This is a genomic window from Rhodoferax sp. ZS1R25, from assembly GCF_056521335.1.
In genome coordinates this window covers 665,145-685,406 of sequence record NZ_JBWMAZ010000002.1, presented here as the reverse complement: position 1 = coordinate 685,406, position 20,262 = coordinate 665,145, and the positions used below count along the sequence as shown (strand labels likewise).

The window sequence follows — 20,262 nt, the reverse complement described above, 5'->3', positions numbered from 1 at the left end:
TTTGATCCAGGCGGCTATTTTTATCTAAGTGTTTACCCTGATAAAAATCCCCTAGACCTTTAAACTGCGTTTAAACGGTGTTTAAACGCAGTTTAAAGGTTTTCAAGTCTGAACGCTACATGTAGTGGCTTGAATGGATCAGAGGCACTAGGTATAGTGTGATCACCAGAAAGCAAAAAGCCGAGGTTGCAGCCTCGGCTCTTGCATCCCAAAACCTTTTTGACCGGGCTGGGAGTCGAATTACAAAGTAATCAGTGACTGGATTATTTTGCCTGATTTGAAGATGGTGCTCGGTCTATTTTTAGCGCTCTTAGAGCAGAAAGACCTGGATCATGAAATCCAACCCACCCCGCCCTCCGGCACCCGGTAGTCATGCCCGTGACGCAGGCACTGGCCGGTACGTTCCTCTGGAACGTGCCAGGACAGCGCCCACCCGTACTGTTGTTGAGGCGCCACCCAAGAAGAAATAATCCTTCTTGAGCTGAAGGCCGAGTTCACCTTGAACTCGGCCTTTTTTGCTTTAGAGGCATTCTTTCCCCTACTTCCCCAGGTGAATATGTTGAGACCTGCCTTTTTCAGGTTTGAGTTTCCACCGTCGCAGTGCTCTGGACTGCTGAGAGCTCCCAAGAGTACATGTGAATCGCTACAAAAACGAAGCTACCGAATCGACGATACGTTTAGCGCTATCAGATATAGGGCATCGTTTTGCATTGGGCCGAACTTTTGAAACGATGACGGTCGTTCAAAACGCGACACTATAAGACCAGCGCAGGTCGATTGAAGTTGCCAAATTCGGCTGAACAAGTGTGAGAACTGCGCCCGCAGCGATGATGCAATCTGAAGGTAGACAAGTCGCGGTCTCAGACTCATGCATCAGCTTGTTTCGCACCCGCTTCCGCAAGTCATCCAATTCAGAAAACAGTTCTGCACTCACCAGACCACGGATTCTCAGTCTTCGAAGCACAGAATTGATGGTTGGTTGATTGCTGTCAAGTGTTTCGCCCGCAAGCAATAGCATGTCTTTTGCAGCTGCTTCAATTACAAACCAAAGAAGTAGGAAAGCGATTCGAAAATCGTTCCTCGTAAAAGCCGACTTGGCCTGAGCGATAAAAGACAGTCGTTTGATAAGCGTCGGATTTGGAATCGCGTGTTTAAATTGAGTTAGACCGGCTTCAATGGCTTCTTCAGAAACGACAGTCCAGTTATCCCAACCAGTCCACTCAATGGACGGCATGGTTTTCTCGTCTGCGCCTATGAGCCATCCGGTAGCCTGTTGCCTTGCCCTCACCCGAGAAATTTCTCCTATGTGCACGCGTCTAAGCGGCCGTCCGCCTTGAATGCCGACTCGGCATGTTTTATCGATTGATATCGAAGAGAGTTCTATCTTCCCTGATTGAGTGCATTTATTGGATTCCGATTCCAGAAAGACTAGCAATGCATTCATATAGTCGATGTGTTCCTCCCACCATTGCACAGCTCTAGGGGTGTCCGACATGCTTGGCATGCTCACTGAAAGCTCTTTGACTCTAAGCAGGATCAATCCATCTATGCAAACCAGTGCAGTGAATTTTTCAGAATCCATGCAAATCGAAATCTCTGGAACCATACCGGAAAGGCGCCATCTGTTCTCTTTGTCAAATACCTCGATGCGTTCGCCTACCCAAAAGCCTTTGTCGGTACAAAACCCAACAAAGTCTTCGATTTCTTCGTTTCCAAATTCCAGCATTTTTCTCTTCGAGTCAGTGGTACTGGGCTCCCGAGAACACCAATCTCACGACAGAACAATCGCGGGCAGTTGAAGCCCAATAGTCTCTGCAAAAAAGAGCCGCAGTGTCCATTCTTGGCAACCACGCGATGCCAGCACCAACAATTTCTGTAGCGCATGGCATCACTCGTCACCTCTAAAGTCCTATGCCGCCATAGGTAGCTGCAACGCTACCGGTGGATTGAGCGCTGGAGCCAATATCAGTAGTTCTGACGCGCGCCGTTTGACTTGAGCGTAGTAAGTTAGGCTTTTGCGATAGATTGGTAGACCAGCATACAGTTCTTCAATTTGGGGAGCGTCGTCATATGTCAACATCCACGGAACCTTAAGACCTCGCACCAGTTTCGCGAGTCGACCATGATCTTCTGGCGCATAGAAGCTCAAATACAGATCCCGTCCCTGCGTATAGTAGGGAGGGTCGATGTTCACTAGCGCACGTCGCGGCAACTCTTTTTCCCACTTACGAAGACATTTCTCGGCATCCAATTGACTGACGCGAATGACATCCCGATAAATATGAATACGTTGAATTTTTTCAATCAGATCTGTCTTATTGAAGCGGCAATCCAGTTTGTAATTCCCAGTCTGAGACTTACCACCGATGACTCCACCCTTCAAGATGCCTGAGCGATTGGTCCGATTCAGGAATAGCGTTGCATAGGCTAGGTCTAGCGAGCTGGCTCCAGGATTGCTCAAAATGCTGCGTTGGGCATGCCATTCCTCAATAGTCACCTTCTCGCGCAAAATTCGCTCGCACAGTGGATCCGGCCTATGCACTACCGTATCCCAAAAGGCAAATATGGTTGGGTCTATATCGTTAAGCCAGACCTCAGTCATGTCACCGTTAAGTAAAAGCCGCCAAGCCACTCCTGCGCCCCCTGCAAAGGGCTCCGCATATACCCCCCCATACAGATCATTGGCTCGTGCAAGATCTAATACAAAGGGGCTCAATTGCGTTTTACCACCGGGGTAGCGCAGAGGGGAGTCGGTAACAGGCATGGGCGCGATGATATCGATCGCCGCGTCACTTGGCCAGCACTATTTTTTCAAAAATGAATCTGTGCAGAAGCGCGTTCAGAGTGCGTCCAGCATTGCGCGAAGAGAAGGTTGCCATGTATCAAAAAGCGCCCTCAAACTCTGTCTAGTTGGTATCGATCCGCCGTGCACAGCGTGTCCTAAGCTGTGAAGGCTGTGAGGCTGCGAGGCATTGCCTGCAGCCTTATTTATCACGGTCAACGCCTTCCCACTTGTCCCAATAGCCTTCAACTCGGCTGCGCACAATTGAGTGAGTGCTTCGTCAGTCAGTGCAGTGTTGTACTTGCCGCGTTTCTTGGCGAACAAGATCATTATTTGTTCAACGAGCGCGCGCAGCAAATAATTGGCGCTAAAAGGGTAGTCCTTCAACACGAGCGAAAGCCCTTCATTTCGCAGACGCAAGAGTACGGGGTCACGATGCGTTATCGTGAAACTCCTATCAAACAGTGTTGGGTGGTTTGCGGGGTTAGAAGCACTGCGCTTTCTGTTGGTTGACACAACTCTGGCAGCAGCCGCTTGTGGTGGCGCGGGTGCTGCCAACGGAGTAGTCGGTGCATTTCCGGCATTCTTCATGCCATTGGCATATGCCAATCGATCCGCACTGCCACTGCGTGAGTTGACGGGAAAACTCCCGTCGGCTTTAGGTTCAATGCTGTCGAGAACTAAGTGCTGCAGTGCGGCATCGACTTCAGCGACATCGTGTGTATAGATCAATTCTTTCCCGCTACCAAGTCCGAGAATTGCACGCACTCCTGGCGTACCCAAGTAGCGCGTGATGGTCGTCAGGCTCGCTTGGCGCCTCTGATCGGCTGTCAACAAACCCATTTGAAGCAAACGATCCAAGACCGCCAAAGAAAGAGTGTTGGCACGCGACGAAGTGCGCGTATTGCCACCGGCAGCCCTTGTTTTTTGATCTGCATCCCATTCGAGAGTGCCGATGCCACCTTGTGGACCAAGATGACGCAAATCGATCCAGGGTTTTGCCGCTTCGCGATCTGCAAAAACGTGGACTTTCACCTCTCGCGGAACCGCCGCAGAGGCGGCGACGCGTCGAATTTGCACTTGCATCGCAGGCGTCGGTGCACGATTGGCATCAGCCAACAAAATCAAAGCACATGTGCGCCGGTTGCCTTCAACCGCAATGAAATGTCCTGGGTGCCCCTCGAACGGGATTACTCCCAACACATCGAGCGGGCTCAACGATCCACGCCTTGCAATGTCCTGAGCTAACTCAGCGACCATTTCCGCGTTGCAAAGTTGTTTGATGATTTCCGTGTCGCTTTCCAACGGCTCGTGCCGGGGATTCTGGGGGTCCAAATGCAATCGACTGATTGAAATCAACTGATCCCCAAGAACCGCTTTGCCTTGAGGGGATGTGTTGCCGCGCTTCTTCACCATTTGAATTGCTCCCTAGATTGCGTGCTTTTTCGTTCCCGTGATTCCGATATCACATGTTATTTTGTAACGAGACGCATCCTAGCTTAACGCAGATTTCAAAACCGTAGAGGGCTCGTCGCATGCCGACAGATTAAACACTTGAGTCTGGGGCAACATCCAAATTCCAAGCCCCAGATTCGTGCCATTCACGGCTTTAAGTGGTGAGTAATTTCGATAGCCGCTGGGCACCATACGGCTTGAAATTGTCCCGCACCGCTAATTCTGACGACCGACTGCCCAGGCTAAGAAGTTGGATGAAGTTACCTGTGACAAGACCAGTTTTATCTTGAAATGCGCTACCGGAAGTCAGGAAATCAAGCGTTGCACTCAATTCAGCCACCATAAGAATTCAAATTGCGAGCCCATAAATTCGTGCCATCAATGGCTTCTTCTGGCGGAAAATTTCGATGCCCTCCAGTGCGCAACATGTTCCAGGACCACTTGTACAGGTTGATGTCACATTGGATGATTTTTCGATCATCTGCCGTGCACAAATTCGTGTCGCCAGTGAATATTCGAATTGGATTGAATGCACATTTGTGATCCCATCCAAATTTTCCATTGACGATGAGCTGTCTGTTGTGAGTCTTCTCAGACTCTGACATTTCCTCATAGGGAAAATCTTCGAGGTGGTACATCGCGTCCAAGACAGCACCAATCGTTTCTATATAGCGTGAGGCAGGTAAATAGCGGGTGATCCCAGAGTATTCTGTTTCCATAGAGACTCTCTTCACTATCAGCTCAAATAGTGGCAACGCAATGTTCCGCGTCATTAGGTGGTAGCCAAGAATGACCAACATTCGGTACAGACGACCAATCCACTCATGCATGAGCGCCATTTGACGGGTCGCATACGTTTGCTGAATTAACAGCACTGTGGCCGCTAGTGCGTCCAAACTTGCACGCCGCTCAAGTGCGTTGGCCAGGCGAAGATCCAAAGAGGTTGCCCGTTTGCTATCTGGCTTATCAAACGCTCCGCGCTTTAGGAGCACTTGCTGTATGTCCAAGTCAAGTAGCGGCAAAAAATCTTTGTATTGCAAATTTCTTGATTCGCGTGAAGCAAGTATTTGCCACAGAGGATGATTCAAATCCCGCCGCAAACTTGGGAATTCCACGTCAACTTTCGCGACGATGGTTTCGGACGGGACGTGTTGACCCATCCGGTATTTGCCCCATTTGTTGCGACGCAATCTTTCGTGATCGCCTGAAACCCAAAACGCTTCAGGTTCAAAACTCCGCTCCAGGCCGCGTGCGCTGAAGATCTTGGCTGCTTGCCGGACACCGTTGTACCAGTAGACCGTTCGCAATGCATCTGTCACATCACGCCGCGCACGAGGACGAGTTGGTACATGGTCGTACCAACCCACTTTTTCACAAAACTCATCAAGAGAAAGCCTTGCTAAATCAACAGCTTGCATGCGTTTTAAGGGCAATCAGAGGGGGTAACGATAACCGTTTTTTTTACCTTCTCGACGTATTTGAAACCCATCAATACGATGCAAGACAGAGCACAACAGAGAAAGCCCCGAGTGAAAACAACCGCATCAGAAAGCACAGACGAGGCTCTTGCTCAAGAGATTGAACGTGGACTAGTTGACCGTCACGGCCCTGTCTTGGGAGCTCGGGTTCTCTACCGAGTGCTGGGCTATCCAAGTGCTGCGGCGCTGCGTCAGGCCTTGCTGCGTGGCACGGTAACCATCCCGGTTTTCGATATTCCAAACCGACGTGGCCGCTTTGCGTTGGCAAGAGACGTAGCTGTCTGGCTAGTGAAATGCCGTGCTACAGCTACTACGGAAATTTCAACTGGAGCGAAGACCGGGGCCGCGAAATAAGCAGCCTCGTGGACTTTGCTTTTGTCCCCTCTCATCTGAAAGGAGCTTCCATGAATCCCCATTGATTGAAAAGTCCCTGGGAGAAAAGCACAAAGCCTAGGTGAGTGCGCTAACACGCACCTAGGCTTGGATTTTGTGCACAAGAGCTTGGACGGCCACTTGATGCGCAAAGTATCCCGCTTCGGTAATCGTCTGTCAACAGCCTTTAGCTAGCGCTGCTGGACAAACTTTGCCCTCCCGAAAACGGCGCCACGCCAGTCGTGGCGATTCGAGAAACAATTTCGGGATGTCTTATGCAAACGGAAGAAAAAGCATCAGGACAGCACTTCTTACTTTCGAGTCGGCTGCGTGATTTCACGCTTTGGGAGGCCGCCAACTTGACCGAAGAAGAGGCTTTTTGGAAATTTGTGGAGCTGCGCTGGGGCAATCGGGATCAAGTCGTATGCCCGTCTTGCGGCTGTATTGGGCGGACATTTGCCCGCATTGGTCGCTGGCAACTTCGGTGTCGGCACTGCGATCACCACTTCTCACCATTGGTGAACTCCCCCTTTGCTGATCGCAAGATGGAGTTCAAAAAACTGCTCATGGCTTTGTGCTTGTACATTGCCAGCGCCAAGGGCGTTCCCGCCCTGTTTATGTGCCGACTACTGAACATGCAGGACAAAACGGCCACCGTCCTCACCGGAAAGTTGCGAGAGACTTTGATCCGGCAGCGAGATACCGAAGTACTGTCGGGTCTGGTCGAGATTGACGGGGGATATTTCTGTGGCAAGCCTAGGAAGGGGCGTATCCGGTTTAAAACCAACGCGGCAGATGTCACTGCTGCATTGGAAGCCAAGATGCGCGGCGAATCCGCTCCCAAACGGAAACCGCGTAACAAAGCCGAAGCCAGAAACTGGGCCAGGCGAAAGCTCCGGCGTGTGGTCATGGTTTTGCGCGAGGTCTATCCCGAAAAAGGACATGGAGCTTGCAAGACCCGGGTCGCCATTGCCTATACAGAGAACGAACGAGTAGCTAGCAAACTGGCTACAGCGATGGTGACGCCCGGAACGACCATCATGACCGATGAAAATTCCGCCTACAACGCGCTCTCAACCTGGTACGACCACCACTGTGTTGAACATTCCGTTGAATTCAGCACGATTGATGGCGTCAATGAAAACCAGGCCGAGAGCTTCTATTCTCGAATGCGACGGGCCGAGTACGGCACCTACCATGGCTATCGACCGAAGTATCTCTTGGACTATGCCCAGGAATTTGCTTGGCGCGAAGATGTCCGGCGGAAAACAGAGAGCGAAAAGCTCGTTGATCTGTTTGGTCGTATCTTCAGCAATGGGCTTTCTCGATGGTGGAGAGGATACTGGCAAGGTCATCATCGAGAAGGGGAATTTCGGATCGAAACCTGAGTTGCACACCTTCTGCAAGTCGCCATTTGCCCTCCACACCACCTACCGCAGAATGAAGTCGTTCAAGTTTTCCATATTTGACGAGGGCTTGCATTCTCTTGCGGATACGAACTCGAATTTCTGTATCCAATGAAATTCCAAGACATGCGACAACGTAGTCTGCAATTTGCGTGGTGGTCAGCGGCTTGCCTTGAGCTTGCCGGAAACATCCAAAAATGTGCCTTGTCACGTCACCGTATTTCCCGAGTGCCATGCTGCCGTGCCTGCGGATTGGGGCAATCAGATTTGGATTGATCTGGATTTCGTGTTGAGCCAATATGAGATCCGTAGCGACTAGCTGATTGCGAACCGCCGCAAAGGTCTTCCGATAGGCCTCAATGGCGCAAGCATGCCTTTCATTTAACGCTGAAAGCTCTGCCTCTAGCCGGCCGACCTCCTCAGAGAAGGTCTGCGTGCGCTTGACTTCAGTAATCTCTAATTTCTCAAGATCGCCAGCCAGTCTGGCACGCAGGTTCATTAGCCATTTCAAGGAAGAGGGGGTAGGTGGTGCTCTCATGAGGCATGAGGTTACCGACTACCTGTATAAATTTCCATGGGCGACAGCTACCGAATAGCGTTGGGTACGGTGTCGTGTTTAGAACGTAATGCCTGCGGGGTTGGAGGGGGCGGGGGCAGACGGTGCAGGCGCAGCCGCAGGTTCTGCTGCTTTGGGCGCTTCTTTAGGCGCAGCCACAGGCTTTTGCAAGGCAACCAAAGGAGTGGCGGTAGCGAACTTGTAGTTGCTGGGCAGCAACGAAGCTTTGGGGTAGCCCGCCGCGTCCAGGTACTGGGACCATTCCGCGTCCGAAAAGCCTTTCAATCGCTGTCCACCGATGGTGCCAAACGGCAGTGAGTTTTCGCCGGCCAAACGTTGCAGTGCTTCCAGGTCTTCCGCGGTGGTGACGGAGCGTTCGGTGTACGGCACGCCACGGCCTTTGAGCAGGCTACGGGCGGAGTCGCAGGGGGCGCATTGGGCCGATGCGTACAGCGTCACCGGGTACTTGGAGACGACCTGGCGCAACTCATAGGGCAGGTTAGAGCTGGCGGCATCGGCGGCAGCGCCTCCGGTGCCGGTGGAGGCAATCTTGCCCTTGTCGGCGGCTGGTGGTTTGTCTGAAAACGTGATTTTCCCGTCGGGGCCCACGATTTTGTAGACCATCTGCCCTTGGGCAGAGAAGGCCAGTAAAACCAGAGCCGAAGCGCCCAACCATGCCTGAATGTTGCGGTGTGTCATGGGTCCAATCCTACGCGTATATCGGTGGAGTTCAGTGGGTGGTCATGCCCTGGTGCCGCAGCAGAGCGTCCAGCGAGGGCTCGCGCCCGCGGAAGGCCTTGAACGACTCCATGGCAGGTCGGCTGCCACCCGCTTCCAGAATAGCCATGCGGTATTGTCTTCCGGTTTCGGGATTGGGCAAGCCTTGGGCGTCTGCGCTTTCCTCAAACGCGGCATAGGCATCGGCGCTCAGCACCTCGGCCCATTTGTAGCTGTAGTAGCCCGCGGCATAGCCGCCCGCAAAGATATGGCTGAAAGTGTGGGCCGCACGGCTCCAGGCTGGCGGCTGCAGCACGGCCACTTCCTGGCGCACCTGTTCCAGCAGCGGCATGAAGTCGTCTGCGGGGTTGTGCTCGGTGTGCAGCAGCATGTCGAAGAGCGCGAATTCGATCTGGCGCAGGGTCTGCATGCCGCTCTGGAAGTTCTTGGCAGCCAGCATCTTGTCAAACAGCGCGCGGGGCAGGGCAGCGCCTGTGTCTACATGCGAAGTCATGTGCTGCAGCACATTCCATTCCCAGCAGAAGTTCTCCATGAACTGACTGGGCAGTTCCACAGCATCCCATTCAACACCGCTGATGCCCGAGACATCGCGCTCGTTTACTTGGGTCAGCATGTGGTGCAGGCCGTGGCCGAATTCGTGGAACAGCGTGGTCACGTCGTCGTGGGACAGCAGCGCAGGTTGCCGCACGCCATTGATCTCCACACCCTCGGCAAAGTTGCACACCAAGTGGGCCACGGGGGTTTGCAGTTGCTGGGTATCGGGGCGCAGCCAGCGCGTGCGCACATCGTCCATCCAGGCACCACCGCGCTTGCCGCTGCGGGCTGTGGGGTCCAGATAGAACTGGCCGACCAACTGCAGACCCTGGGCGCCGCGGCGCTCGATGCGGTAGAACTTGACGCCCTCGTTCCACACCGGGGCGCTGTCTTCGCGGATTTCCACGTCGAACAGGGTCTCCACAATCTTGAACAAACCCGCCAGCACCTTGGGGGCCGTGAAGTACTGTTTAACCTCTTGCTCGCTGAAGGCATAGCGCGCTTCCTTGAGCTTCTCGGAGATATAGGGCCAGTCCCAGGCCTGTGGGTCGTTCAGACCCAGCTCGGTTTGGGCGAAGGCGCGCAGGTCGGCAATATCTTGCTCGGCAAACGGGCGTGCCTTGCGGGCCAGGTCGCGCAGGAACGTGACCACGGTGGCGGGGGAATCGGCCATCTTGGGCACCACAGACAAGGCACCAAAATTGGCGTAGCCCAGCAGATGCGCCTCTTCCTGGCGCAGCGCCAGGATGTCGCGGATCACGGCCGTGTTGTCGAACTTGTGGAACTCAGCCGCGGCCTCAGTGGAGGCGCGGGTGACGTAGGCACGGTACAGCACGGCGCGCAGAGCGCTGCTCTTGGCAAACTGCATGACGGGCAGGTAGCAAGGCATCTTCAGCGTGAGCTTGTAGCCTTCTTTGCCTTCGGCTTGGGCCGCCGCACGTGCCGCTTGCACCACATCGGGCGGCACGCCGTCCAGTTCGGCTTCGGTCGCGTAGTAGGCAAAGGCGTCGGTGGCATCGAGCGTGTTTTCGCTGAACTTCTGGCCCAGCTCGGCCTGCTTTTCCTGGATGGCGGCAAAGCGTTCGCGCTCGGTACCTTGCAGCTCGGCACCACCCAGCACAAAGTTGCGCACGGCATTTTTATGGGCCTGCAGTTGCTCAGCGTTCAGCGTTTGGGTGGCTATGGCCTTGTACTTGGCGTACAGGCGTTCATCGGCACCCAGCCGGGTCCAGAACTCCGTGACCTTGGGCAGAGTGGCGTTGTAGGCGGCGCGCAGCTCGGGTGTGTCGGCCACGCTGTTGAGGTGGCTGACCGCGCCCCACGCCATGCCCAGCCGCTCGGTGGCTACGTCCAGCTCGCGGGCAATCGCGTGCCATTCAGAGGGGAAGTCGGCCGCGGTGACTTTCTCCAGCGCCTGTTCGGCATGGGCCAGCAGATCGTCCATGGCGGGGAGCACATGATCGGGCTGGATCTGGTTGAACAGCGGCAGGCCAGTGGTGCTTAACAGTGGATTCATGGGCAAGGACTCGGACAAAGGACGTGACAACTAATTGGGGGCAAGCAAGGCTTATGCAAGCCCGCGTGTAGCGGCGTCGCGCTCGGCGGCTTCCAGTGTGTTGACCAGCAGCATGGTGATGGTCATAGGGCCCACGCCGCCGGGGACGGGGGTGATGTGGCTGGCTACCTGGCTTACACCGGCAAAGTCCACGTCGCCGCACAGCTTGCCGGCGTCGTCGCGGTTCATGCCCACGTCAATCACCACGGCACCAGGCTTGACCATGTCAGCGGTCAGCACATTGCGCTTGCCCACGGCGGCGACCACGATGTCCGCCTGGCGCGTCATGGCACCCAGGTCGGCCGTGCCGCTGTGGGTGACGGTCACGGTGGCGTTGGCGGCCAGCAGCATCATGGCCATGGGTTTGCCGACGATGTTGGAGCGGCCGATGACCACGGCGTGCTTGCCGCGCAGGTCCTTCATACCAATGCTCTCCAGCATCTTCATGCAGCCGTAGGGTGTGCAGGCCTTGAAGCCGACTTCACCGACCATCAGCGCGCCAGCACTGGCGACGTGGAAGCCATCCACGTCCTTGGCGGGAGAGATCGCCTCAATGACTTTGTGGTCGTCAATGTGCTTGGGCAGGGGCAACTGCACCAGGATGCCGTGGATGCTGGGATCGTTGTTCAGCGCGTCCACCCGGGCCAGCAGTTCGGCCTCGGTCATTGTGGCGTCATACTTTTCCAGCACCGAGTGCAGGCCCGCGTCGGAGCAGGCCTTCACCTTGTTGCGCACATAGACCTGGCTGGCCTGGTTGTCGCCCACCAGCACCACGGCCAGGCCGGGCGTCAGGCCACGGGCTTTGAGGGCAGTCGTGCGTTTGGCCACATCGCCGCGCAATTGGGCGGCCAGGGCGTTGCCATCGATGATTTGGGCGGGGGAAGCGGTCATGGTCATGTCATCAAGTAAAAACGCCCGCAGCGGAGGCAGAGCGGGCGCGAGGTGCTATAAAAATGGAGCGTCAGGTTTTCGGTGCGTTCTGGCCCAGGGCAATTTTGAGCAGATCGGCCACGGTGTTGGCGCTGAGTTTTTCCATGATGTTGGCGCGGTGTGCTTCCACCGTCTTGATGCTGATGCCCAGGTCGTCGGCAATTTGCTTGTTCAGGCGTCCGGCCACGATGCGCTCCAGCACCTGGCTCTCGCGCAGCGTGAGTTTGGAGAGCAAGGCGTCGCGGCTGACTGCGAGCTGGTAATCAGCAAACGTGTCCTTGGCGTGCTCCAGCATGCGCTCCACCAAGCTGACCAGTTGGTCTTCCTTGAAGGGCTTCTGGATGAAGTCCATAGCGCCCTTTTTCATGCTGTCCACGGCCATGGGCACATCGCCGTGGCCGGTGATGAACACGATAGGCAGGGGAGACTTCGCTTCGATCAGGCGACTTTGCAATTCCAGGCCAGTCATGCCGCCCATGCGGATATCCACAATCAGGCAGGCCACTTCGCGTGCGTCGTAGCGGCTCAAAAAGGACTCGGCGGAATCAAAGCACCGCACCCGGTAACCCTTGCCCTCCAGCAGCCACTGCAGGGAGTCGCGCACTGCTTCGTCGTCATCGACTACGTAAACCGTTCCTTTTTTGGGGATCAAGCTCATTCAGTTATCCGAGGTTGGGTTGGGGCGCGGGCGGTTCTTTGTATGTCAGAGCGCCGATATCGGTCAGAGGTACCCAGAAGGAGAAGCGGCACCCTGACACGTCCGTGCCATTGTAGATGTTCTCCGCGGTCATTCGGCCCAGGTGCGACTCGACGATGGAGCGGCACAAACTGAGGCCAATTCCCATGCCGTCGGCCTTGGTCGAATAGAAGGCTTCGTACAGCCGCGCCATCACTTCGGGGGCCAGGCCCTTGCCCGTGTCCTGCACGGAAAACTCGATCACCGGTTTGTTGTCGATGTGGCGCGGCAGCACGCGCAGCTCCACGATGCGGTCGGCCGTCTGGCGCAGCGCCATGTCGATGGATTCCGCTGCGTTGCGCAGTAAATTCACCAGCACCTGCTCAATCAGGATGGGGTCTACCAGCACCATGGGCAGACGGGCTGCCACATAGTGGTTCAGGCGCACGTTGAAGCGGCGCAGCTCGATTTCGGCCAGCTCCACCGCCTCGGCCACCATGGTGGACACCTCGGACAGTGTGCGGTTGGGCTCGCTGCGTTTCACGAAGGAGCGAATGCGCTGGATGATCTGGCCAGCGCGCTGCGCTTGTTTGGCGGTTTTCTCCAGCGCCACCAGCAGGTCTTCTTCCGAGATCTGCTTGTCCTTGATGCGCGAGACCATGCCGTTGCAGTAGTTGTTGATGGCAGTCAGCGGCTGGTTCAACTCATGGGCCACGCTGGAGGCCATCTCGCCCATGGTGATCAGGCGGCTGGCGGTCTGTGCGCGTTCAGCCTGGGTGGCGGCCTGCTCCTCGGCCAGGCGGCGGGTGGTGATGTCGGTGGCAATCACCATCTGGGCCAAGCGGCCGTCCACCCAGCTCAGGTAGCGTGTGCGCACCTCCAGCCACTTGCCCAGGGCGGTGATGAAAATCTCGGCGCTTTCCGAATCGCTGTCGGGCAGGGCGGTAGTGGGCAGGCCGGCAAACGAGTCCACGCTGTCCGACGCCTCGTCATTGGGCGGGTTGTGTGGCATGCCGGCCTCGGCCACCAGCTGCAGGTGGCCGCCAGCCTGCACGCCAAACCACTGGCGGTACAGCTTGTTGGCAAACAGCAGTTCGTCGCTGCCCAGGGGGGCCACCGAGATGGAGGCGTCCAGCGCTTCCAGCACCGTCGTGAAGCGCTGGTGCGAGGCCGACAGCTGCTCGCGCACGCGGTTGGGCTCGGTGATGTCCGTCATGGAGGTGACCCAGCCGGTCTGCGTGCCCATAGCATCGATCAGCGGTGACACATACAGGCGGGCGTCAAACAAGGTGTTGTCACGCCGCTTGACCCGCACCTGGATGCCCCCGGGCGCGGTGTTGCTGTGCATTTCTTCTTCCAGGCGCGAGGCCATGTGCTCGCGGTCACCATCGGGCCAGTAGGGGAACGGGGCGGTGCGGCCCACCAGGTCCGACTCAGTCCAGCCGGTCATCTGGCAAAAAGCGGCATTCACATAGGTGATGCGGCCTTGTAAGTCCATGGCGCGCATGCCGGTGAGCATGGAATTTTCCATGGCGCGGCGGAAGTTGGTTTCCGACATCAGCGCCTGCTGGGCTTGCACGCGCCGGCGCGTGTGGCGCCAGTTGGCAATCAGCATCCAGGCGGTCATCACGCTCAGGGCGCTGACCAGCCAGAACAGGCCACTGCCAATCACTCCCAGCGAGGCCCGGTAGGCCTGGGCCCGGATGACCAGCCCGGCACCCACCGGCGACACGGCCATGGAGTACTCGTTGGCCGGGTTGGACCACGGCAGAAAGCGGCCCACCAGCTTGCGTGCGGGGATGCTGGTTCCTGCCAGCAGTGCGCCATTGGCGTCTTGCAAGGACACGGCGTAGCGGGCAGATACCTCGGAAGGAACACCGTAGCGGTACAGGCCGTCCACCGAATACTCGGTCAGCAGCACGCCGCCAAAACGGCCGCGGTCGCTGAGAGGCACATACATCTGCAGCAGCGGCTCCTCGTCCTTGCTGAGCGGGTGCTGGATGTAGACAGGCTGGTTCACCTCCCGCGTGAGCGAGAAACCGCTTTCGCGGTGGCCCTTGGCCAGCACGTCGCCAGGGGTTTGCATCGGGCCACTGGAGATAACGCCCATGCCTTGGCTGGCACGGGTGCGGCGCTTGTCGTCGACCCAGGCCATGCCCTGCACTTCGGGGTACTGGTCCATCATGGTGGCCGCGCGCAGGCGGAAGTCATCGGCATCCAGCTCCCGGCCCGACACCTCGCGCGCAATGCGCATGATTTGCTCTTGCCGCTCCAGCAGGCGCAGGCGCAGGCGCTGCTGGGTGTACTCCACATCGCGCTGCACGGCCTCTTGCTCGCGGTCCATTTCTTCCAGGCGCAGGTAGCCCAGGGCGGCCACGATGGCGGCAAAAAACAACATCACGGCGGCCAGCGGGGCCAGCATGGCCACCCGGTCTTGCCGGTGCGGGGTGAGCCGCTGCCACCAGCGGCGCGCGCCGCCCACCGAGGGCAGGGCGAGGGGTTTTGGGAGAGAAATCACTTTGTAAAAAGGCATTGCCCAAGTGTAGGGGACGGGCCCGCTGCCCTGCGGACGCGCAGGGTACATGCGGTTTCATGAAAGTTCATTATATGAAATGACTAGGCATGATTTGAAATGCACAAATAAATATGAGAAACTAGGGTTACCGCACTAAATTACGCCAAAGCACCAAGAAGGAGACATCGATGGCAGCAGTTCCCCAAAACCCTTTGGGCACGTCCGACGTGGACGGTCAGGAAACCCGTGAATGGATGGACGCGCTGAGCGCTGTCATCGAAAGTGAAGGCCCCGAGCGCGCCCACTTCTTGCTGGAGCAGCTGCTGGAGCATGCCCGCCAGAAGAGCATCGACATGCCCTTCTCGGCCAACACCGGCTATGTGAACACCATCGAGCCCTCAGAAGAGGAACGCTCGCCCGGCAACTTGGAAATTGAAGAGCGCCTGCGCGCCTACATGCGCTGGAACGCCATGGCCATGGTGGTCAAGGCCAACCGCCATCACCCCGTGGACGGTGGCGACCTGGGCGGCCACATCGGCTCGTTTGCTTCGCTGGCCAGCCTGTTTGGCGCCGGCTTCAATCACTTCTGGCATGCCGAGAGCGAAGGCCACGGTGGCGATTGCCTGTATATCCAAGGCCACGTGTCGCCCGGTGTCTACGCCCGCGCCTACCTGGAAGGCCGCCTGACCGAAGAGCAGCTGCTGAACTTCCGCCAGGAAGTGGACGGCAAGGGCCTGTCCAGCTACCCGCATCCCAAGCTGATGCCCGAGTTCTGGCAGTTCCCCACGGTGTCCATGGGCCTGGGCCCATTGATGGCGATTTACCAAGCCCGTTTCCTGAAGTACCTGCATGCCCGCGGCATTGCCAACACCGAGAACCGCAAGGTCTGGGTGTTCTGCGGTGACGGCGAAATGGACGAAGTGGAATCCCTGGGCGCGATAGGCCTGGCTGCGCGCGAAAAGCTGGACAACCTGGTGTTTGTCATCAACTGCAACCTGCAGCGCCTGGACGGCCCAGTGCGCGGCAACGGCAAGATCGTGCAAGAGCTGGAAGGCGAATTCCGCGGTGCGGGCTGGAACGTGATCAAGCTGCTGTGGGGCTCTGGTTGGGATGCCCTGCTGGCGCGCGACAAGGAAGGCGCCCTGAAGAAGCTGATGATGGACACGCTGGACGGCGACTACCAGGCCATGAAGGCCAACGATGGTGCCTACGTGCGCAAGCATTTCTTCGGCAAAGACCCGCGTACGCTGGAGATGGTGTCCAAGATGTCGGACGAGGAAATCTTCGACCTGCGCCGTGGTGGCCACGACTCGAAGAAGGTGTATGCCGCCTTCCACAAGGCTGTGAACCACAAAGACCAGCCCACCGTGCTGCTGATCAAGACCGTCAAGGGCTTTGGCATGGGCAAGTCGGGTGAGGGCAAGAACACCGTGCACCAGACCAAGAAGCTGACCGACGAGGACATCAAGGCCTTCCGCGACCGCTTCAACATTCCTGTGCCTGATAGCGATCTGCCCAATGTGCCGTTCTACAAGCCCGCAGACGACACGCCGGAGATGAAGTACCTGCACGAGCGCCGCAAGGCCTTGGGCGGCTACCTGCCACACCGCCGCGTGAAGAGCGATGAGAGCTTCACCGTGCCCTCGCTGGACACCTTCAAGGCCGTGATGGAGCCGACGGCCGAAGGCCGTGAGATCAGCACCACCCAAGCCTATGTGCGCTTTTTGACACAGCTGCTGCGCGACCAGGCCCTGGGCCCCCGCGTGGTGCCTATCCTCGTGGACGAGGCCCGTACCTTCGGTATGGAAGGCCTTTTCCGCCAAGTGGGCATCTACAACCCTGCAGGCCAGTTGTACACCCCGGTCGACAAAGACCAGGTCATGTACTACAAGGAAGACAAGGCGGGCCAGATCCTGCAAGAAGGCATTAACGAAGCCGGTGGCATGAGCAGCTGGATTGCGGCGGCCACCAGCTACAGCACCAGCAACCGGATCATGATTCCGTTCTACGTGTATTACTCGATGTTCGGCTTCCAGCGCATTGGCGACTTGGCTTGGGCTGCGGGCGACATGCAGGCACGCGGCTTCCTGTTGGGCGGCACCTCGGGCCGCACCACGCTGAACGGCGAAGGCCTGCAGCACGAAGACGGTCATAGCCACATCATGGCGGGCACGATTCCCAATTGCATCAGCTATGACCCCACCTTCGCGCACGAAGTCGGCGTCATCCTGCACCACGGTTTGAAGCGCATGGTGGAGAAGCAGGACAACGTCTACTACTACCTGACGCTGCTGAACGAAAACTACGCCATGCCCGGCCTGAAGGCGGGCACCGAAGAGCAAATCATCAAGGGCATGTACCTGTGCAAGGAAGGCCCCGCGCTGACCAAGAAGGCACCCCGTGTGCAACTGCTGGGCTCGGGCACCATCCTGCGCGAAAGCATTGCCGCGCAAGAGCTGCTGGAAAAAGAGTGGGGCGTGGGCGCCGATGTCTGGAGCTGCCCCAGCTTCAACGAACTGACCCGCGACGGTCAGGATGCCGACCGCTGGAACCTGTTGCACCCGCTGGAAACACCGCGTGTGTCGTTTGTGGAAGAGCAACTGGGCAAGTCCACCGGCCCCGTGGTCGCGTCGACCGACTACATGAAGGCCTACGCCGAGCAGATTCGCCCCTTCGTGCCCAAGGGCCGTACTTACAAGGTGCTGGGCACCGACGGCTTTGGCCGCTCCGACTTCCGCAGCAAGCTGCGTGAGCACTTCGAGGTGAACCGCCACTACATCGTGGTGGCCGCCCTGAAGGCGCTGAGCGAAGACGGCACGGTGCCCGTGGCCAAGGTGGCAGAGGCCATCAAGAAGTACGGCATCAATGCCGACAAAGTGAACCCCCTGTACGCCTAAGCACCGGAGACATACAACATGGCAATCGTAGAAGTACAAGTTCCGGACATTGGCGACCTTGATGAGGTGGCGGTGATCGAATTGATGGTCAAGGTGGGCGACACCGTGAAGGCCGAGCAAAGCCTGATCACCGTGGAGTCTGACAAGGCCTCCATGGAAATTCCGTCCAGCACCGCGGGTGTGGTCAAAGAGATCAAGGTCAAGCTGGGCGACAAGGTCAAGCAGGGCTCCGTCGTGCTGGTGCTGGACGCCGAAGGTGGCGCTGCTGCCCCGGTTTCTGAACCCAAAGCGGCGCCAGCCCCCGCAGCTGCTGCGCCAGCAGCTCCTGTTTCTGTAGCGCCTGCTGCGCCCGCTGCCGCCCCTGCAGCTTCAGGCCCCGTGGACGTGCGCGTGCCTGACATTGGCGACTTCAAAGACGTGGCCGTCATTGAGTTGCTGGTCAAGGTGGGCGACACCATCAAGGTGGAGCAAAGCCTGATTACCGTGGAGTCCGACAAGGCATCCATGGAGATCCCGTCCAGCACCGCCGGTGTGGTGAAGGAAATCAAGGTCAAGATTGGTGACACCGTCAACATCGGTGATCTGGTGGTGGTGCTGGACGGTGTGGTGGGCGCAGCCCCTGCGGCCGCACCGGCTGCTCCAGCCCCGGTGGCTGCCGCCGCAGCGCCGGCACCGGCTGCCGCTGCAGTGGCAGCCCCGGCAGCTGCAGTGGCCGTGCCTGCCCATGCCCCCGGTGGCGCCACGCTGGGCCCGCCCCATGCGTCGCCGTCGGTGCGCAAGTTTGCGCGTGAGCTGGGTGTGCCGCTGAATGAGGTCAAGGGCTCTGGTCCCAAGGGCCGCATCACCGAGGCCGATGTGCAAGGCTTCACCCGATCCGTGATGAGCGGTGCGGTGCAAACCCTGGCCGCTGCGGCGCAAGCCAAGGCATCGGGCAGCAACGACGGTGCCGGCCTGGGCCTGATCCCTTGGCCCAAGGTGGACTTTGCGAAGTTTGGTCCGATCGAGCGCAAGGAGATGTCGCGCATCAAGAAGATCAGCGGCGCCAACCTGTTGCGCAACGCGATCATGATTCCCGCCGTCACCAACCATGACGACGCCGACATCACGGACCTCGAAGCCTTCCGCGTCTCTACCAACAAAGAGAACGAGAAGTCCGGCATCAAGGTCACCATGCTGGCCTTCCTGATCAAGGCCTGCGTGGCTGCGCTGAAGAAGTTCCCAGAGTTCAACAGCTCGCTGGACGGCGACGCGCTGATCTACAAGCAGTACTACCACATTGGTTTTGCGGCGGACACGCCCAATGGCCTGGTGGTGCCCGTGATCAAGGACGCCGACAAGAAGGGCATCTTCCAGATCAGCGCCGAGATGGGTGAGCTGGCCAAGAAGGCGCGCGACGGCAAGCTGAGCCCGGCCGACATGTCGGGTGCTTGCTTCACGATCTCCAGCCTGGGCGGCATTGGCGGGCGTTACTTCACGCCCATCATCAACGCCCCTGAAGTCGCCATCCTGGGCGTCTGCAAGAGCCAGATGGAACCCGTGTGGGACGGCAAGGCCTTTGTGCCGCGCCTGATGCTGCCCTTGTCGCTGACGTGGGACCACCGCGTGATCGACGGCGCTGCGGCCGCGCGCTTCAACGTCTACCTGGGCCAGATCCTGGGCGACTTCCGCCGCATTTTGCTATGACCCCCACGCTTGTCACTGCGTGTACTGCGCTGCCCCCCGGGGGGGCGCACCCTTGCTTGGGGCGGCCCTGCGCTGCGGGCATGCTGTGACGACCATCGTTGTTGTCAAAAAGGCCGGGCAGGTGGCGATAGCCGCCGACACCCTGGTCACCTTTGGCGACACCCGCCTGAACCAACGGTTTGAGGCCAACAGCAAGCTCTTCAAGGTAGAGGGCGCTGGTGGCATCAGCTACGTGGGGCTGGCGGGCACGGTGGCGCATTTTCCGGTGCTGCGCAAGGCGATGGCGGCACTGCCCGCCGACAAGCTGCGCCTGAACAGCAAAGACCAGGTGTTTGACACCTTCACCCAGCTGCACCCGGTACTCAAAGACAGCTTCTTCCTGCAAACCAAGGAAGACGACAACGACCCGTACGAGTCCAGCCAGTTCAGCGTGGTGATTGCCAACGCGACCGGCATCTATGGCCTCTACAGCTACCGGGAAGTCTTTGAGTTCAAGGAGTTCTGGGGCATCGGCAGCGGCCGCAGCTTCGCGCTGGGCGCCATGCATGCCGCGTGGGACAGCCCCAAGACCGCGCGCGAACTGGCGGTGGCCGGCGTGCAGGCGGGGTGCGAATTTGACAAAAACTCGGCCGGCCCGGTTGAGGTGTTCACCATCAAACTGAAGAAACAAAAAAGCGAGTAAAGC

The 20,262-nt window shown here is 58.0% G+C and carries 14 protein-coding genes; 4 read left to right on the top strand and 10 right to left on the bottom strand.

Annotated features, from left to right (window positions below; translation table 11 throughout):
* Nucleotides 1-742 precede the first annotated feature (742 nt).
* The 4 genes from AC097R_RS14020 to AC097R_RS14005 all read right to left on the bottom strand — a co-directional run bounded on the left by AC097R_RS14020 (nt 743) and on the right by AC097R_RS14005 (nt 5,655).
* Complete coding sequence (locus AC097R_RS14020; protein WP_479598757.1) at nt 743-1,726, bottom strand: hypothetical protein; 984 nt, start codon at nt 1,724-1,726, stop codon at nt 743-745.
* A gap of 183 nt (nt 1,727-1,909) precedes the next feature.
* A complete protein-coding gene (locus tag AC097R_RS14015; protein ID WP_479598756.1) occupies nt 1,910-2,764 on the bottom strand; it encodes a DNA adenine methylase in 855 nt (284 codons plus the stop codon).
* Between the two features lie 75 nt (nt 2,765-2,839).
* Nucleotides 2,840-4,198 carry a ParB N-terminal domain-containing protein gene (locus AC097R_RS14010; protein WP_479598755.1) on the bottom strand — a complete coding sequence of 453 codons (1,359 nt, stop codon included), beginning with the start codon at nt 4,196-4,198 and terminating at the stop codon, nt 2,840-2,842.
* Between the two features lie 371 nt (nt 4,199-4,569).
* Entirely contained in the window at nt 4,570-5,655 is a 1,086-nt protein-coding gene (locus tag AC097R_RS14005) for a hypothetical protein (RefSeq protein WP_479598754.1), read from the bottom strand.
* A gap of 707 nt (nt 5,656-6,362) precedes the next feature.
* Between AC097R_RS14005 and AC097R_RS14000 the strand changes: the two genes are divergently transcribed.
* Nucleotides 6,363-7,475 carry an IS1595 family transposase gene (locus tag AC097R_RS14000; protein ID WP_479598753.1) on the top strand — a complete coding sequence of 371 codons (1,113 nt, stop codon included), beginning with the start codon at nt 6,363-6,365 and terminating at the stop codon, nt 7,473-7,475.
* Here AC097R_RS14000 and AC097R_RS13995 read toward each other — a convergent pair.
* The 6 genes from AC097R_RS13995 to AC097R_RS13970 all read right to left on the bottom strand — a co-directional run bounded on the left by AC097R_RS13995 (nt 7,396) and on the right by AC097R_RS13970 (nt 15,015).
* A complete protein-coding gene (locus tag AC097R_RS13995) occupies nt 7,396-7,992 on the bottom strand; it encodes a hypothetical protein (protein WP_479598752.1) in 597 nt (198 codons plus the stop codon). The genes AC097R_RS14000 and AC097R_RS13995 overlap by 80 nt on opposite strands.
* Nucleotides 7,993-8,109: 117 nt before the next feature.
* Nucleotides 8,110-8,748, bottom strand: coding sequence for a glutaredoxin domain-containing protein (locus tag AC097R_RS13990; protein ID WP_479598751.1), 639 nt, complete (start codon nt 8,746-8,748; stop codon nt 8,110-8,112).
* Nucleotides 8,749-8,779: 31 nt separating this feature from the next.
* Complete coding sequence (locus AC097R_RS13985) at nt 8,780-10,837, bottom strand: M3 family metallopeptidase (RefSeq protein WP_479598750.1); 2,058 nt, start codon at nt 10,835-10,837, stop codon at nt 8,780-8,782.
* A gap of 51 nt (nt 10,838-10,888) precedes the next feature.
* The gene (gene folD / locus AC097R_RS13980) at nt 10,889-11,767 is read right to left on the bottom strand and encodes a bifunctional methylenetetrahydrofolate dehydrogenase/methenyltetrahydrofolate cyclohydrolase FolD (RefSeq protein WP_479598749.1); all 879 of its coding nucleotides are present in this window, start codon (nt 11,765-11,767) and stop codon (nt 10,889-10,891) included.
* Between the two features lie 70 nt (nt 11,768-11,837).
* Nucleotides 11,838-12,464 (bottom strand): response regulator transcription factor, encoded by a 627-nt coding sequence (locus tag AC097R_RS13975; protein WP_094478892.1) that lies wholly within the window; start codon nt 12,462-12,464, stop codon nt 11,838-11,840.
* Between the two features lie 4 nt (nt 12,465-12,468).
* Entirely contained in the window at nt 12,469-15,015 is a 2,547-nt protein-coding gene (locus AC097R_RS13970; RefSeq protein ID WP_479598748.1) for a PAS domain-containing sensor histidine kinase, read from the bottom strand.
* Between the two features lie 170 nt (nt 15,016-15,185).
* Between AC097R_RS13970 and aceE the strand changes: the two genes are divergently transcribed.
* From aceE to AC097R_RS13955, 3 genes are all read left to right on the top strand, one after another.
* Entirely contained in the window at nt 15,186-17,894 is a 2,709-nt protein-coding gene (aceE, locus tag AC097R_RS13965) for a pyruvate dehydrogenase (acetyl-transferring), homodimeric type (RefSeq protein ID WP_479598747.1), read from the top strand.
* 18 nt (nt 17,895-17,912) lie between these two features.
* On the top strand, nt 17,913-19,577 hold the full coding sequence (aceF, locus tag AC097R_RS13960; RefSeq protein ID WP_479598746.1) for a dihydrolipoyllysine-residue acetyltransferase: 1,665 nt from the start codon (nt 17,913-17,915) through the stop codon (nt 19,575-19,577).
* Nucleotides 19,578-19,662: 85 nt separating this feature from the next.
* Complete coding sequence (locus AC097R_RS13955; protein WP_479598745.1) at nt 19,663-20,259, top strand: MFS transporter; 597 nt, start codon at nt 19,663-19,665, stop codon at nt 20,257-20,259.
* Nucleotides 20,260-20,262 lie beyond the last annotated feature (3 nt).

What these genes read in the sequence shown, in the direction of transcription:
- AC097R_RS14000 (WP_479598753.1), top strand. Translation starts at nt 6,363, where the DNA reads ATGCAAACGGAAGAAAAAGCATCAGGACAGCACTTCTTACTTTCGAGT.
- AC097R_RS13985 (WP_479598750.1), bottom strand. Translation starts at nt 10,837, where the DNA reads ATGAATCCACTGTTAAGCACCACTGGCCTGCCGCTGTTCAACCAGATC.
- AC097R_RS13995 (WP_479598752.1), bottom strand. Translation starts at nt 7,992, where the DNA reads ATGAACCTGCGTGCCAGACTGGCTGGCGATCTTGAGAAATTAGAGATT.
- AC097R_RS14010 (WP_479598755.1), bottom strand. Translation starts at nt 4,198, where the DNA reads ATGGTGAAGAAGCGCGGCAACACATCCCCTCAAGGCAAAGCGGTTCTT.
- AC097R_RS13970 (WP_479598748.1), bottom strand. Translation starts at nt 15,015, where the DNA reads ATGCCTTTTTACAAAGTGATTTCTCTCCCAAAACCCCTCGCCCTGCCC.
- aceF (WP_479598746.1), top strand. Translation starts at nt 17,913, where the DNA reads ATGGCAATCGTAGAAGTACAAGTTCCGGACATTGGCGACCTTGATGAG.
- aceE (WP_479598747.1), top strand. Translation starts at nt 15,186, where the DNA reads ATGGCAGCAGTTCCCCAAAACCCTTTGGGCACGTCCGACGTGGACGGT.
- folD (WP_479598749.1), bottom strand. Translation starts at nt 11,767, where the DNA reads ATGACCGCTTCCCCCGCCCAAATCATCGATGGCAACGCCCTGGCCGCC.
- AC097R_RS14005 (WP_479598754.1), bottom strand. Translation starts at nt 5,655, where the DNA reads ATGCAAGCTGTTGATTTAGCAAGGCTTTCTCTTGATGAGTTTTGTGAA.
- AC097R_RS14020 (WP_479598757.1), bottom strand. Translation starts at nt 1,726, where the DNA reads ATGCTGGAATTTGGAAACGAAGAAATCGAAGACTTTGTTGGGTTTTGT.
- AC097R_RS14015 (WP_479598756.1), bottom strand. Translation starts at nt 2,764, where the DNA reads ATGCCTGTTACCGACTCCCCTCTGCGCTACCCCGGTGGTAAAACGCAA.
- AC097R_RS13975 (WP_094478892.1), bottom strand. Translation starts at nt 12,464, where the DNA reads ATGAGCTTGATCCCCAAAAAAGGAACGGTTTACGTAGTCGATGACGAC.
- AC097R_RS13990 (WP_479598751.1), bottom strand. Translation starts at nt 8,748, where the DNA reads ATGACACACCGCAACATTCAGGCATGGTTGGGCGCTTCGGCTCTGGTT.